A 13550-nucleotide genomic window follows, 5' to 3' on the forward strand; every position below is an offset into this window, starting at 1 on the left:
AAATGGCAGTCGGCAAGTTTGCAGAAGGTGCCAAGAACGAATGGTATTACTTTGATCAGACTGGTAAAGCAGTGACAGGTTTGCAGCAGATTGGCCAACAAACCCTTTACTTCGACCAAAATGGCAAGCAAGTCAAAGGTAAGATTGTCTATGTCAATGGTGCTAACCGTTACTTTGATGCCAATTCCGGAGAAATGGCGCGCAATAAATGGATTCAGCTAGAAGATGGAAGTTGGATGTACTTTGACCGCAATGGTAGAGGCAGACGCTTCGGCTGGAACTAATAGCAATAGAATAGCTAAATGAAATTTAATCTTTAGCTTTCTAATACACAAAAACGATAACTTCTTATTTGGAAGTTATCGTTTTTTGCTGTCTTCTAGGAAAACAAATGTAGAAACAAGATTGATCTATCACATTTCTTTAACATCTTTTTTCTTTTCGATAGATAGGAGCAGAGCAATCACACCGATAATGCTGAAGATGAGCCAGCTAGCGTTCATATTCCAGAGGGCTAGGCTGCTGAAGACCATAGTACCAAAGGGAACAGAGAAAGAAAAGAGCAGACTCAGAAAGCTGGAAGTCTGAGCGAGAACATCAGAAGGCAATTTGCTCAGTAAGAGGGTGTTGATTTTGGGATTGATCTTGCCGGAGATATAAGCTAGTAAAAATCCAAAAGCAATGCCGATGAAAACAGGCAGATGTAAGAAATTGCTGATAGCAAGCAGAATCATTGTGAGAGCAGCCCAGAGGGTTAGTTGATTTAGAGAGAGGTGGCTAAAGTAATCGTTGGGAGTCAGACTGGCTGCAATCATGGCTAGGACAAGAGTGGTCTGAAGAACCAAGAGAGACTGACTAAAGGACAGCTGGAAGATGGGATTGTCCAGCAAGTAGAGATTATAAAGAGCTATAAGAGAACCTGCCATAGCGTTGACGATCAGGATTTGAGCCAGCAGTTTGAGAAAATTGTTAGAACCTTCCTGCTCAAAGATGAGCTTGGACGATGTGTACATTTTCTTCAATTCTTCTTTCAGAGGAGCTTTTCTTTCAGAAATTGCCACTGGGTCATGGGTCAATCTGCGACGGACTAGGTAGAGGATGGTGGAGGATAGGAGAAAGGTCAAGGCGTTAACCAAAGCAACTAGGAAAAAGTCTTGCTGGCTGACGGTTAAGAGCCAAACTCCCAAAGCTTGTCCGGCCAGGCTGCAGAGAAAGCTGATAAGCTGGGTAAAAGAGAAGGCTTCCGTAAGGTCTTTCTCTGGAACATTCTTTTTCAAAATCGGCATTTGCAGGCCGCTGCGGTAATCGCTGATGATATCTGAAAGAATATTCATCAAGCAGACGGCTGAAAAGGCTAGATATGAGCTAGAGCGAGTCATGAAGGCGACAAGGACAAAGAGCAGGGCTTGAAGATAACCAAAATGAATCAACCAGCGAGCCTTATGGACGGTCTTGTCAGCTTTGATGCCGGCAAAGATAGTAAAGAAAGTCGGAACCAGGACGATAAAATTAGCCACAGCAATAGCAAACTTGGGATTGGGCATGCTGGAAGCAAATACCACAAAAACAATATTGAAAATAGAAGCTCCCAAGGTGTTGAAGATTCGGGAAAGGCTGAGTGAGGCATAGACTCTATTTTTAAAAAATAATTTCATCGTAGACTCCTTTTCTAAACTGCAAGAATGAATGAAAGCTGATTGGGTACATCTGTAATCTGGCTTTTGTTTTTCTCTTTCTGATGACCATTATAGACCGTTTAAAGCCAAAAACAAGGGCTTTTCGGCAACCGGTTAGGTCTCATAAGTAAGTTGTAAAATTCTGAAAGTGACTTGCGCTAGCTCTTTATGCTTTTAGTATAAAATAGAGAATCCAATCTGCAGGAAACGTTGCATATATTCAACGATTTTCGGGTAGAAACTTTTAAATCAGAAAGGTGGAGCTCGAGTAGGAATAAAAAACCACTTTCCAACTCAAAATTGCTGAGCTTAAAAGCGGAAATTTGCATTATTTGCTATATTTTTGAAAAGCAGTATCAAGGGCTTATTGATAGTAGTCAGCGCTATGCTGACAGTTCAAGATTCGGAAAATGTCGACTGCTTGCTTCATTTGAGTAAGCCCCTCTTCTGTTTGCCCTTTCAAAAAGGCTAGCTCTCCCTGAGCAAAGAGATAGACAATTCGGAAGTAAGTCTCATTTTCTTCGTAAAAGTGTCGCTCAATGATTTGTTGGAAATAGTCTGCCTGGGTGACGTTTTCCTGACTGATGGCCAGAAGATAACCATTAAGAAAAGTAGTGTGCAGGGTGTTGCGATTGTTGGCAAACAAAGCTGCGAAATCCTTTCTTGAGAGGATTTCTTTGGTGTATTGGGAAAACAAATCTAGAGATAAAACCGGAGTGCAGACAGAGAAGAGATTGAGCTCGTAGCGACCCCAAATATCAACTGAAAAGAGGTAATCATGCAGGAAATCAAGCTCGCCTGGGCAGGCCTTTTCAGACTCCTTGAGGGCACAGAGATAGGCCTTTACAATTAGGCGCTCAACCCAATCGCTAGCGCGCTTGCTTTTTTGAGTGATTTTTTCTTTTTCTAGATAAAGTTCTTCTAAGAGCTTGAGCTGATTAGTTTGCAGCAGGTCTTGAATGTGGTTTAAGAGTTCCTTGTGAGAATGATGATTCTGAATGCCGGCTGCAAGGGTAAATTCTTCCGTTTCCGTGTGGATAGCGCTGAGCGCGCTAAAAAGTTTCTGAGCTGACAGTTCGCTCTGCCCATTTTCAAAGCGAGAGAGCATGGACTTTGAAAATTCTCCTCCAGTCGCTTCGGATAAAGAGATGTGCCTTGCCTCTCGAAAAAATCTAAAAACCTGTCCTAGATGTTCCATTGTCTTCCCTCCTTGCATTTTATTATAACAAAATAATTTTCAATAACATCGAAGCGCCCAAACATGATATAATATAAAGAAAAAACAAAGAGGAACTTATGTTGCATATTCAAGAAATTCGGAAGAATCCAGATGGACTATCCTTTGAGAAAAAGCTGGACTTGGCAGAGGAGTTAAAAGAACGCAATCCTGAGATTTTAGATGTTCAGGATATTGTAGCCAAAGGCAAGGTTCAATATGAAGACGGCCTCTATTTTCTGGATTATGACTTGTCTTATACCATCACTCTGACATCCAGTCGCAGTATGGAGCCGGTGGGACTCAAGGAGTCTTATCTAGTCAACGAAATTTTCATGGAAGAAGGACAGGCCACATCGCAGGATATAATTGATCAGGACTTGGTGTTGCCGATTGAAAATGGCGAGATTAATATAGCTGAGAGTGTAGCTGATAATATCCTGATGAATATTCCACTGAAAATCCTAACAGCTGAGGAAGAAGCCGGCCAAGGCTTTCTATCGGGTCAGGACTGGCAGGTTATGACGGAGGAGGAATTTGCCGCTGCTCAGGAAGCTCAAAAAGAGAAGAACAATCCTTTCGCCGGTTTGCAAGGACTTTTTGATGAATAATTCTTGTAAAAATTTTGAAAATAATTTGAGAATTTGAAATAATTTGTTATACTAAGTATAAAAAGAAAATAGACAATGAAAATTGTCTTATAGAAGGAGATTTAATGGATACATTTTTCTTTCCAACCTGGTTGATTCCAGTAATTATTGGTTTGGTTGTCCTTGTCGTACTTTTAGTGAAAGGCTATGTTAACGCACGCCCTAACGAAGTAGTTGTAATTACAGGTCTTCGTAAACAGCGTCACCTTCGCGGTAAAGCTGGATTTATGATTCCTTTTGTAGAGCAGCGCTCTTATTTGGATATTGAGCAGTTCTCAACAGATGTTCGCACTTCTGAAGCGGTACCGACTCTGGATTTTATCAATGTTCGTGCTGATGCAGCTGTTAAGCTGAAAATTGGAACGACCGATGAAATGATTGCTCGTGCAGCAGAAAACTTCCTTAATTGGAATACAACTGATATTTCTAACTCTGTTCAAGATGTCTTGGAAGGAAATCTTCGGGAAGTAATTGGTCAGATGGAATTACGTAAGATGGTCAATGACCGTCAGGAATTTGCCTCAAAAGTTCAGGACAACGTAGCTCCGGATCTGGCTAAGATGGGATTAGAAGTCATTGCCTTTACCGTTCAGTCTTTCTCTGATGAAGGTGGTGTGATTGATAATCTCGGTATCGAAAATGTCGAAACCATCAAAAAAGATGCCTTAATTGCGAAGGCTAAAGCTGAACGTGAGCGCAAGGAAGTAGAAGCTGAGCAAGACAAATTGGCTAACGATAAGCGCGTAGCTGCTGACTTAGAAATCGCTCAAAAGCAAAATGAGTTGAAATTGAAGCAAGCAGCCCTCAAGCAGGAAGCGGATATAGCTCAAGCTAAGGCTGATGCAGCTAAAGGGATTGAGGCGGAAGTGCAGCGTCGCGAGCAAGAACGTGTGGCTGCCGAAGCTAATATCATGAAGCAAGAGAAAGAAGCTGAAGTCAAGGAACGTGAAGTTAAGGTTCGGGAGCAAGAACTGGATGCTAACATCCGCAAACAGGCTGAAGCGGAGAAATACTCTCGTCAACAAGCAGCAGAAGCACAATTGATTGAGCGTCAACGTCAAGCCGAGGCAGAACTCTTTGAAACACAAAAAGAAGCCGAAGCTCGCAAGGCTCAAGCCGAGGCTGAAAAGTTTGCGCAACTGCAAGAAGCCGAAGCTATTGAAGCTAAAGGACGTGCTGAAGCGGAAGCGATTCGTCTTAAGCTAGAAGCCGAAGCTCAAGGTTTGGATAAAAAAGCAGAAGCCATGAAGAAGATGCAAGAAGCAGCCATTACTGAGATGATTGTAGACAAACTGCCAGAAATTGCCCGTGCTGTAGCAGAGCCGCTTACTAAAGTGGACAAAATCACTATGTATGGTGAAGGCAATGCTTCTAAGATGGTTGGTGATATCATGCAGAGTATTGACCAAGTGTCGCAAGGTGCAGGCTTCGATATTCGTCAACTCCTAGCAGGAGCTCTTGGTGTTAATATGACTGTTAACAAGCTAAAACAAGATGAGCAGCCGGTTATTGAAGCTGCAAATCTTGACACCGATAAAAAATAAAAGAAAAGATAATTCGCTTTGACTTTCACCCCAAAAGTTAGACAGAAAATCTAACGATTGGGGTGTTTTTAGTATGAAATTAGTTTATACAAATGAACTGAATAGATAACCTAAAAAGAATGGCGCTTCTTGGCTTTAAATATAGCTGGCTCAAATCTTTAATGTTATTTACCTGACTTAAAGCAATAAATAATTGAGAAGATTCTAGTAGATGGCCAGTTCCCTACAATAAGCTCCCAAACTAAGTTTGGGAGCTTATTGATTTATATCTTCTGTTTGGCCTTGATAGTGGTAGATACAGAGTCGTTTTGCTTGGTCTGGACGACTGACGGTAAAATGGAAGTAATGGTCTTTCTTGTCCAAACTTTTGGTCTTGGAAAGTTTGAAATGAGTGACCTGGCGGCTGGCCATGTGGAGTAGGATGTCATCTTCCATGACCATCAGAGGCTGGGGAAGATTGGAAAATTGATAAAAATCCTCTTGAAATTGATAGTAATTCTGGGAAAAATAGTCAAATTGAAGTTCCTCATGTACATTTTGAGTGGTCATCTGCGCCTCCTGAAGCTTGTATCGAAAGAATCTGATGGATAGCAAGGCCTTTGTAATGGTCACCTTCCTGCAGGAGGACTTGCTTGCAGTCCAGATGAAAGACGGTAGCAGTAATGTCGGTCAGCTTTCCCTGATTAAGAAAGGTGATTCTGATGGGAACTTGATGACTGTAGGCTTGGTTGAGTAACTGGAATTTCTCCTGTCTGTCAAGCTGGGCCAGGCGACTGATATCTAGTTCTTTTTTGGCCAAAGCAGTGCTATGCTCAGAGAGGAAAAAGCCAGCCCATTTAGCCATGCCCCGATCCTGAAAGTCACGAGCAGACTGATAGGGGAGATAAGAGCGGTCAGTCATGATAAGCCCTCCAAACCTCCAGCAGAATGGCCACCGGTTAGCTTGCTTCTAGCAATAGCACGGGAGGAGTCCAGCAAGGCATTTCCCTTAAGCAGAGAGGCAAAGCCGAAGCAATCTCTGATGCGGTCAATCGTCTGTTGGAGCTCCTCTTCTTTTTGAATTTGCAGAGGATCGTCAAAGAGAGAAATCAGACCATATCCTTGATCGACAAAGTCACTGTAAAAAACGCCAATCTGTCGGATAGCCCCGCCCTGATATTTGGAACGAAAGAGCTGAACGACGATTTGAGCCAATCGATCGCTGTTGTTAGTGGGCTCAATTTTTTTCTGTGTATGAATGGAAGGCAGGAGCTCCTGCTTGGAATAACGGGCATGGATGGAGACACGCTGGCATTTCTTACCAGAGCGTCTGAGACGAATGGCGACCTGCTCAGCCATTTCTCGGAAAACGAGTTCAATCTCTGCCTGTTGTCTGTAATCTCGGGGGAGAATTTGCGAGTTGCCCAGACCATGTGACTTAACCTGATAAGGCTTGTGAACATTACTTTCATCAATGCCGTGAGCGTGAAACCAAAGCTGCAGACCCATAACCCCCATTTCTTTTTTGAGAATATCGGGGTTAAAGTGAGCTAAATCATAAATGGAGTGGATGCCTAGCTTCTTAAGACGGGTAGCCGTTCGGTGGCCGATACCCCAAAAATCAGTCATGTTTGGAATAGTCCAGACCTTACTTGGCACATCCTCGTAGGACCAGTTGACCCGCATTTTTTTTGTATGTTTGGCTTCAATGTCCAAGGCTAGCTTGGCGAGAAGGGGATTGGCGTTACTCAGACCGATAGAGGCATAAATCCCGGTCTTCTTCCATATAGCCTGCTGAATGCGGGCAGCCAGCAGGTCCAGTTTGGTCCTGCGGTCCAGCGTCTGATTAGGAATGAAGTAGTTGATAGAGCTTGTCAAATCTAGGAAGCCCTCATCGATTGAGTAGGGGAAAATGTCATCGGGAGCTGCAAAATCCTGGAAAATCTTTTGGATTTCCATGTTTTTCTGGATGTAGTAGTTCATCCGAGGTGGGACCAGTAAGGTCTTTTGAGCAGCGTCTTCGATAAAGCGTATATAATCTGCTGTAATAGGCAGTCCCTGCTTGCGGGCAGCAGCATAGTTGAACTTACGGGTGTGGACATCAAAAGGAAGATTATAGCTTCGGCTGACATTCTGGCTGCCGAAATTCTTTTTAAAGAGAGGGGTGGCAGCTAGTATCAGTCCAGCGGAATTTTCAATTCGGCTCATGACACAGAGCGAGGTTTTTAAAGGGTCAAGGCCGAGGGAAATGCATTCGCAAGAGGCATAAAAACTTTTCATATCCACAAAAGCAATATCTGAACGGGGCTCGCGTGAATAATCAAATAGGACCATAGCTTATACCTCAATCGGCAGAAAATGTCCGACTACGATACCAACAATGCTAGGTTGGTCTTCGTAGGGAGCAAAGAGATCCTCGTAGTCAGGATTGATAGACTTTAGGCGTAGGCCTTCAGCTTCGCGGTAGACTTTTTTGATATAGGTCTTGCCATTCCACATGAGAGCATAGACTGCCCCATCGTAGTCGAATCCTGTCTGTTTCATAAGGGCAACAGAGCCATTGGGATACTTGGGCTCCATCGAATCCCCAGAGACCCAGGATGCAAAGTCATGCTGGATATCTTGATCAAAGTAGACAGTTTCGTAGTCTGTTTCATTGTCATAATAACTGTGACCGCGACCTGCAGCCAGCTCAACGGACAGAACCTTATAGGCTGTAAGAGAGCTAACCTTGCGCTGTCTCTCTAGGAGCTGACTAGCGAGCTGATCTACTTCCTTTTTATGCGGTGGGGTTAGTAAAGGGTAGGTGTAGAGCGCACTGGTCTCATCCACAAAGTAGTTCTCTTGGACCTTGAGACAGGTGGCTAACCTCCTGAGATTTTTTGCGTGGGGCTCTGCCAGACCATTTTCCCAAGCAGAGTAAGTTTTTCTGGAAATTCCAAGCTCTTGGTAAATGGAAGACTGAGTCAGATTAAGCTCCAGCCGGCGTTTTTTTAATTTTTCATGCGAAAACATATCACACCTCCTATGTAACGTTTTAAAAGTTACATATAGTATAACAGATGAAATCTAGAAAAGCAAGTTCTTTATTGAGTATTGTTATTTTGATCAAGAGTGTGGTAAACTGTAGGGAGGAATATAACCTGGAGGTAGAGAGATGTTTCCTATGATAGCAAAAACGACCATGACAGAAGAAGCCTACCGCCGTTTCGCTTGGACCAATTTTTGGTATAAAAAGAATGGAATCTTCTCACTGATTCTCCCTGAGATAGTGGTGCTGATATGCGCTGCAATCTGTTTTTTTATCGGGGAACCTTTGCCAGGCGTAGCTTTTCTTGTTACTGTGGCTGTCCTTCCTTTTCTTTACTATCTGTCCATGAATCGACATATTAAAAAGTTTTATAGAGGCAACCCCCTCTGGCATGATATAGAGCAGGAGTTTAGCTTCTATGAGACAGACTTTCGTGTCGTTAATCGGAATAACAATGCCAGATTTGACTATCAAGATATTGTGGCGATTATAGACAAGCCAGAAACTTTTTATATCATGGTTGGCCGGTCAATGGGGCTGATCTTGGATAAGGCAGACTGTCAGCCTGAATTAATTGATTTTTTACTAAAACTAAAAGAAAACAGAAGTCTCTAATTTGGGGCACTTCTGTTTTTTGTCTGTCAAGTTTTCAAAAAATTGGCCTCTTGTGCGATGTGTGTTATAATGTTTTTTATGAGAGTTGTTGCAGGTAAATACGGGGGTAGGCCCCTCAAGACTTTGGACGGCAAGACGACTAGGCCTACGACCGATAAGGTCAAGGGGGCAATTTTTAATATGATTGGTCCCTATTTTGACGGCGGTCGGGTGCTGGATCTTTATGCTGGGAGCGGGAGTTTGGCCATTGAAGCTATTTCGCGAGGTATGGAGGCAGCTGTCTTAGTCGAGAAGGATCGTAGAGCTCAGGCTATTATTTCAGAGAACATTCAGATGACCAAGGAGCCGGAACGTTTTGACTTGCTCAAGATGGAGTCTGGCCGAGCCTTGGAAATGTTGACAGGGTCTTTTGACTTGGTTCTCTTGGACCCGCCTTATGCCAAGGAGCAGATTGTGGAGGACCTTGAGAAGCTAGAGGAGCGCCAGCTCTTGGGTCAAGATGTCCTGGTAGTCTGTGAGACAGACAAGGAAGTGGAATTGCCGGAAGAAATTGCAGGGCTAGGCATTTGGAAGCAGAAGATATATGGAATTTCAAAGGTAACGGTGTATGTCAGATAAGATAGGATTATTCACAGGGTCTTTTGACCCGATGACCAAGGGCCATGTGGACCTGATTGAGCGGGCCAGTAAGCTCTTTGACAAGCTCTATGTAGGGATTTTCTATAATCGGGAAAAGTCTGGCTTTTTTACAATTGAGACCAGAGAACGCATGGTCAAAGAAGCTCTGCAGCATTTGGATAATGTCGAGGTAATCACTTCTCAGAATGAGCTAGCAGTGACAGTGGCCAGAAGACTGGGAGCTAAGGCCTTTGTGCGCGGTCTCCGTAACAGTCAAGACCTAGACTATGAAGCCAATATGAACTTTTTCAATCAGGAATTGGCAGGAGAGCTGGAGACGATTTTCTTACTCAGCAAGCCGGACTATCAGCATATCAGTTCATCACGTATTCGTGAGCTGATTGCTTTTCAGCAGGATATTGCGGCCTATGTGCCCCAAAGTGTAATCAAAGAATTAGAAAGAATCAACGATGAAAAGAATTAAGAAGTTTATATTGCCGACGGTCATTGGCGTCACTATTGCCTTTTTTATAGCAGCTCTTTACGTTCGTCTGCCTTATTACATAGAAGTTCCTGGTGGTGCCGAGGATGTTCGTCAGGTCTTGATAGTTGATAATAAGGCCGACAAGGAAGCAGGTTCTTATAACTTTGTGACGGTCGGAGTAGAGCAGGCAACTTTTGCTCATCTGGTCTATGCTTGGCTGACTCCTTTTACAGATATTTATTCCGCCAAGGATATGACGGGTGGCTCCACGGACGATGAGTTTAATCGGATCAACCAATTTTATATGGAAACATCGCAAAATATGGCCAAATATCAGGGATTGACGACAGCTGGTAAAGAGATTAAAATGGACTATCTGGGGGTTTATGTCTTGCAGGTGGCAGATAACTCAACCTTCAAGGGAGTTCTTAATATTGCTGATACGGTAACTGGTGTCAATGATAAGACCTTTGAAAGCTCTGAGGAGCTGGTCAAGTATGTCAACTCGCAGAAGCTTGGAGATAAGGTCAAGGTGACTTTCCAAGAAGATGGTCAGGAGAAATCGGCAACCGGAAAGATTATCAAGCTGGAGAACGGTAAGAACGGGATTGGCATTAGTCTGATAGACCGGACAGAAGTCAGCAGTAATATTCCGATTACATTTTCAACTGAGGGTATTGGAGGTCCTAGTGCTGGTCTCATGTTCAGCCTAGCCATTTATACCCAGTTGGCCGATCCGACTCTTCGTGACGGCCGCGATATTGCAGGGACCGGCAGCATCAGTCGGGAAGGTGAAGTTGGCGAAATCGGCGGAATCGATAAGAAAGTCGTTTCAGCGGCCCAAAGCGGAGCGGATATCTTCTTTGCACCGAACAATGAACTCACAGAGGAAGAGAAGAAGCTTTCTCCTAATGGGAAAAACAACTACCAAACGGCTCTAGAGACAGCCAAGAAGATTAAAACAGATATGAAAATTGTCCCAGTTAAAACGCTGCAGGATGCCATTGACTATCTGAAAAAGAATAAGTAAGATCTTAGCTTTTGCTAAGATTTTTCTTGTGAGACAGACAAGATCAGCTGGTCTTCTCTGCTTTAAATCGTCTGACTTTTTTCAGAAAGATATTTTTGATGAAAAGTCCGCGAAATACTGGCTGATTTATGATAAAATAAAGTGTTGTAGATAAACTATCCAAGAACGTTAAAGGAAGAGTATGCGTAAAGATATTTCACCTGAATTGTATAATTATAATAAATTCCCAGGACCAGAGTTTAAACAGATTGATAGCAAGATTGTTGCAGAAAAATTCGAGTTTGAATTGATTGAGAACTATAAGGAAGGCTTTGACTTGACTGCCTTTCATCAGCGCTTTTCAGAAATTCTCACCAAGTTTGACTATATTGTCGGTGACTGGGGCAACGAGCAGCTGCGCCTGCGCGGTTTTTACAAGGATGAGCGGGCTAATGAAAGCGATGAGAAGATTAGCCGCTTAGAAGACTATTTGCTGGAGTACTGCAGCTACGGCTGTGCTTATTTTGTCTTGGAAAATCCAAATCCCCAGCGCGCTTCCTTTGATAAGAAATCGCATGGCAAGAAAGAGACAGAAGGTCGGTCAAAACGTTCTCGCAACAGCCGTTCTGGGAGCAACCGTAATCGCAGAAGCGAGCGAGACCGAGACAGCCGTTCTAAAAGAGACAATAAGCGCTCTCGCAACAATTCCCAGCAAGATAGGCAGAAAAAGCAAAAAGACAGCAATCGCCATTTTGTAATTCGTCAGAATAAAGGAGAAAAATGAAACCATCTATTTATAGCTTAACGCGTCAGGAAATGATTGAATGGGCGGAAGCTCAGGGAGAAAAGAAATTCCGTGCTGCCCAGATTTGGGAGTGGCTCTACCGCAAGCGGGTCCAGTCTTTTGAAGAGATGACCAATCTGTCCAAGGACTTGATTGCCAAGCTAAATGATCAGTTTGTCGTCAATCCGCTTAAACAGCGCATTGTCCAAGAGTCGGCTGACGGTACGGTCAAGTACCTCTTTGAGCTACCAGATGGTATGCTGATTGAGACGGTACTCATGCGCCAGCACTATGGACTTTCTGTCTGTGTGACCACCCAGGTTGGCTGTAATATCGGCTGTACCTTCTGTGCCTCTGGCTTGATTAAAAAGCAACGCGATCTCAATAACGGTGAGATTGTGGCTCAGATTATGCTGGTTCAGAAGTATTTTGACGAGCGTGGTCAGGATGAGCGGGTCAGCCATATCGTGGTTATGGGAATTGGCGAGCCATTTGATAACTATGACAATGTGCTCAAGTTTGTTCGGACGGTCAATGATGATAAAGGTTTGGCTATCGGTGCCCGCCATGTCACGGTTTCGACATCAGGGCTGGCTCATAAGATTCGTGACTTTGCCAATGAAGGTGTGCAGGTCAATCTAGCTGTATCTCTCCATGCCCCGAATAATGTTCTGCGGACCAGCATCATGCGGATTAACCGGTCCTTCCCTATCGAAAAGCTTTTTGCAGCTATCGAATACTATATTGAGACGACCAACCGTCGAGTGACCTTTGAGTATATCATGCTCAATGAAGTCAATGACGGGGTAGAGCAGGCCAAGGAACTGGCTGAGCTGCTTAAGAACATTAAGAAGCTGTCTTATGTCAATCTCATTCCTTACAACCCAGTTAGCGAGCACGACCAATACAGTCGCAGTCCCAAAGAGCGCGTGATGGCCTTCTACGATACCCTCAAGAAAAATGGAGTCAACTGTGTGGTTCGTCAGGAACATGGTACAGATATTGATGCAGCCTGCGGTCAGCTGCGTTCCAATACTATGAAGCGTGATCGCGAGAAAGCATTGGTAGAAAATGTTCAGCCTTAAGAACTATCTGACTTCAGACGGTGAGCTAACAGCTAAGGGGCGGAAATTGCTGGTAGGGGGAAGCTGGCTCTATTTCTTGATGCTTTGCGTTCTGTGCTTTATTCCTCAGGTTCCAGAGCCAGGAATGGAAACGCCGGGAATCCAGTATTTTGGTCGAATAGTGGTTTTGTTAATCCCTTTTAATTCCTTTGTCAATATTGGCGAGATTACTTCCTGGCTTCAGCTAGTCAAGGTCTTTATCCAAAATCTAGCCAATATCTTTCTGCTGTCGCCCTTAATCTTTCAATTGCTTTACCTCTTTCCGAAATTGCGGAAGACCAAGAAGGTTGTATGGCTGAGCTTTGGGATGAGTCTGTCTATCGAAGTGACTCAGATTCTGCTGGACCTTCTTATCAACGCCAATCGGGTCTTTGAAATCGATGATCTCTGGACCAATACTTTGGGTGGTTATCTGGCTTGGCGGGCTTTTCAGCTTGGTCAGAAAATCTGGATAAATCGTCAAGATTACGCTTTCAAAAGAGATTAGCCAGCGAAAGGTTCGGATTTAGAAGAAAAAAATAAATTTTTTCTTGACAAGAAAAAGGGAAAGGCCTATAATAAAATAAATCATCAGAAAAGTAATAATTTTTTCTACTTTCAGGGAGCCTGTGGTTGGTGGAAACAGGTAGTGGAGGGTTATGAAGTGGGCTGATGGAAAAGATGAATTTGAAGCAATAAAAATTCGGTGAGCACACCTTACAGTGCAGCTTGTTGTTAGACAAGACAGAGATATGGAGGCGGTCTATACTTTGCTCCATAATTGAGGTGGCACCGCGATTTTACGCCCTCACACAGATTTTTTTCTGTGTGTGGGCTTTTG

General features: G+C 43.6%; 15 protein-coding genes, 1 pseudogene and 1 other annotated feature. Of the genes and pseudogenes, 10 read left to right on the forward strand and 6 right to left on the reverse strand.

Annotated elements, in window-relative coordinates; translation table 11 throughout:
• A pseudogene (locus RP262_RS09875) lies at positions 1–284 on the forward strand (hypothetical protein); the annotation flags it as partial.
• Positions 285–413: 129 nt separating this feature from the next.
• Here the strand turns inward: RP262_RS09875 and RP262_RS09880 are convergent.
• Together RP262_RS09880 and RP262_RS09885 are read right to left on the reverse strand one after the other, a co-directional pair.
• Positions 414–1655, reverse strand: a complete 1242-nt coding sequence (locus RP262_RS09880) for a transporter (protein ID WP_311155036.1) — start codon at positions 1653–1655, stop codon at positions 414–416.
• A gap of 385 nt (positions 1656–2040) precedes the next feature.
• Complete coding sequence (locus RP262_RS09885) at positions 2041–2874, reverse strand: Rgg/GadR/MutR family transcriptional regulator (RefSeq protein WP_032912982.1); 834 nt, start codon at positions 2872–2874, stop codon at positions 2041–2043.
• A gap of 98 nt (positions 2875–2972) precedes the next feature.
• Between RP262_RS09885 and RP262_RS09890 the strand changes: the two genes are divergently transcribed.
• Together RP262_RS09890 and RP262_RS09895 are read left to right on the forward strand one after the other, a co-directional pair.
• Positions 2973–3503 (forward strand): YceD family protein, encoded by a 531-nt coding sequence (locus RP262_RS09890; protein ID WP_311155037.1) that lies wholly within the window; start codon positions 2973–2975, stop codon positions 3501–3503.
• Positions 3504–3607: 104 nt separating this feature from the next.
• Positions 3608–5086 carry a flotillin family protein gene (locus tag RP262_RS09895; protein WP_125381900.1) on the forward strand — a complete coding sequence of 493 codons (1479 nt, stop codon included), beginning with the start codon at positions 3608–3610 and terminating at the stop codon, positions 5084–5086.
• A 255-nt stretch (positions 5087–5341) separates the two neighbouring features.
• Here RP262_RS09895 and RP262_RS09900 read toward each other — a convergent pair whose 3' ends face one another.
• From RP262_RS09900 to RP262_RS09915, 4 genes are read right to left on the reverse strand one after another with little or no spacing between them, the layout of a single operon-like run.
• Positions 5342–5635, reverse strand: coding sequence for a DUF5960 family protein (locus RP262_RS09900; RefSeq protein WP_002898071.1), 294 nt, complete (start codon positions 5633–5635; stop codon positions 5342–5344).
• Entirely contained in the window at positions 5613–5987 is a 375-nt protein-coding gene (locus tag RP262_RS09905) for a hypothetical protein (RefSeq protein WP_002898070.1), read from the reverse strand. Before RP262_RS09905 ends, RP262_RS09900 begins: the two co-directional genes overlap by 23 nt.
• Positions 5984–7399, reverse strand: a complete 1416-nt coding sequence (locus tag RP262_RS09910; RefSeq protein ID WP_125381898.1) for a Y-family DNA polymerase — start codon at positions 7397–7399, stop codon at positions 5984–5986. The genes RP262_RS09905 and RP262_RS09910 overlap by 4 nt, the downstream gene beginning before the upstream one ends.
• 3 nt (positions 7400–7402) lie before the next feature.
• Complete coding sequence (locus RP262_RS09915; RefSeq protein ID WP_268689895.1) at positions 7403–8080, reverse strand: XRE family transcriptional regulator; 678 nt, start codon at positions 8078–8080, stop codon at positions 7403–7405.
• A 142-nt stretch (positions 8081–8222) separates the two neighbouring features.
• On the opposite strand from RP262_RS09915, the gene RP262_RS09920 reads away from it, so the two are divergent.
• From RP262_RS09920 to RP262_RS09950, 7 genes are all read left to right on the forward strand, one after another.
• On the forward strand, positions 8223–8711 hold the full coding sequence (locus tag RP262_RS09920; RefSeq protein WP_311155038.1) for a YcxB family protein: 489 nt from the start codon (positions 8223–8225) through the stop codon (positions 8709–8711).
• A 69-nt stretch (positions 8712–8780) separates the two neighbouring features.
• Complete coding sequence (gene rsmD / locus RP262_RS09925; protein ID WP_002900954.1) at positions 8781–9329, forward strand: 16S rRNA (guanine(966)-N(2))-methyltransferase RsmD; 549 nt, start codon at positions 8781–8783, stop codon at positions 9327–9329.
• Entirely contained in the window at positions 9319–9813 is a 495-nt protein-coding gene (gene coaD / locus RP262_RS09930; protein WP_311155039.1) for a pantetheine-phosphate adenylyltransferase, read from the forward strand. The genes rsmD and coaD overlap by 11 nt, the downstream gene beginning before the upstream one ends.
• Positions 9800–10843 (forward strand): SepM family pheromone-processing serine protease, encoded by a 1044-nt coding sequence (locus RP262_RS09935; protein ID WP_125348381.1) that lies wholly within the window; start codon positions 9800–9802, stop codon positions 10841–10843. Before coaD ends, RP262_RS09935 begins: the two co-directional genes overlap by 14 nt.
• A 181-nt stretch (positions 10844–11024) precedes the next feature.
• The gene (locus RP262_RS09940; RefSeq protein WP_002932663.1) at positions 11025–11606 is read left to right on the forward strand and encodes a YutD-like domain-containing protein; all 582 of its coding nucleotides are present in this window, start codon (positions 11025–11027) and stop codon (positions 11604–11606) included.
• The gene (rlmN, locus tag RP262_RS09945; protein WP_125348383.1) at positions 11603–12691 is read left to right on the forward strand and encodes a 23S rRNA (adenine(2503)-C(2))-methyltransferase RlmN; all 1089 of its coding nucleotides are present in this window, start codon (positions 11603–11605) and stop codon (positions 12689–12691) included. The genes RP262_RS09940 and rlmN overlap by 4 nt, the downstream gene beginning before the upstream one ends.
• Positions 12678–13217 (forward strand): VanZ family protein, encoded by a 540-nt coding sequence (locus RP262_RS09950; RefSeq protein WP_311155040.1) that lies wholly within the window; start codon positions 12678–12680, stop codon positions 13215–13217. Before rlmN ends, RP262_RS09950 begins: the two co-directional genes overlap by 14 nt.
• A 69-nt stretch (positions 13218–13286) precedes the next feature.
• Positions 13287–13522: a binding site (T-box leader), on the forward strand.
• Positions 13523–13550 lie beyond the last annotated feature (28 nt).

Origin of the sequence: uncultured Streptococcus sp. (assembly GCF_963456385.1) — a bacterium.
In the GTDB taxonomy this organism is placed as follows: Bacteria; Bacillota; Bacilli; order Lactobacillales; family Streptococcaceae; genus Streptococcus.

What these genes read in the sequence shown, in the direction of transcription:
- rlmN (WP_125348383.1), top strand. Translation starts at nt 11,603, where the DNA reads ATGAAACCATCTATTTATAGCTTAACGCGTCAGGAAATGATTGAATGG.
- RP262_RS09910 (WP_125381898.1), bottom strand. Translation starts at nt 7,399, where the DNA reads ATGGTCCTATTTGATTATTCACGCGAGCCCCGTTCAGATATTGCTTTT.
- RP262_RS09885 (WP_032912982.1), bottom strand. Translation starts at nt 2,874, where the DNA reads ATGGAACATCTAGGACAGGTTTTTAGATTTTTTCGAGAGGCAAGGCAC.
- RP262_RS09950 (WP_311155040.1), top strand. Translation starts at nt 12,678, where the DNA reads ATGTTCAGCCTTAAGAACTATCTGACTTCAGACGGTGAGCTAACAGCT.
- RP262_RS09880 (WP_311155036.1), bottom strand. Translation starts at nt 1,655, where the DNA reads ATGAAATTATTTTTTAAAAATAGAGTCTATGCCTCACTCAGCCTTTCC.
- RP262_RS09905 (WP_002898070.1), bottom strand. Translation starts at nt 5,987, where the DNA reads ATGACTGACCGCTCTTATCTCCCCTATCAGTCTGCTCGTGACTTTCAG.
- RP262_RS09915 (WP_268689895.1), bottom strand. Translation starts at nt 8,080, where the DNA reads ATGTTTTCGCATGAAAAATTAAAAAAACGCCGGCTGGAGCTTAATCTG.
- RP262_RS09920 (WP_311155038.1), top strand. Translation starts at nt 8,223, where the DNA reads ATGTTTCCTATGATAGCAAAAACGACCATGACAGAAGAAGCCTACCGC.
- RP262_RS09895 (WP_125381900.1), top strand. Translation starts at nt 3,608, where the DNA reads ATGGATACATTTTTCTTTCCAACCTGGTTGATTCCAGTAATTATTGGT.
- rsmD (WP_002900954.1), top strand. Translation starts at nt 8,781, where the DNA reads ATGTTTTTTATGAGAGTTGTTGCAGGTAAATACGGGGGTAGGCCCCTC.
- RP262_RS09935 (WP_125348381.1), top strand. Translation starts at nt 9,800, where the DNA reads ATGAAAAGAATTAAGAAGTTTATATTGCCGACGGTCATTGGCGTCACT.
- RP262_RS09890 (WP_311155037.1), top strand. Translation starts at nt 2,973, where the DNA reads ATGTTGCATATTCAAGAAATTCGGAAGAATCCAGATGGACTATCCTTT.
- RP262_RS09940 (WP_002932663.1), top strand. Translation starts at nt 11,025, where the DNA reads ATGCGTAAAGATATTTCACCTGAATTGTATAATTATAATAAATTCCCA.
- coaD (WP_311155039.1), top strand. Translation starts at nt 9,319, where the DNA reads ATGTCAGATAAGATAGGATTATTCACAGGGTCTTTTGACCCGATGACC.
- RP262_RS09900 (WP_002898071.1), bottom strand. Translation starts at nt 5,635, where the DNA reads ATGACCACTCAAAATGTACATGAGGAACTTCAATTTGACTATTTTTCC.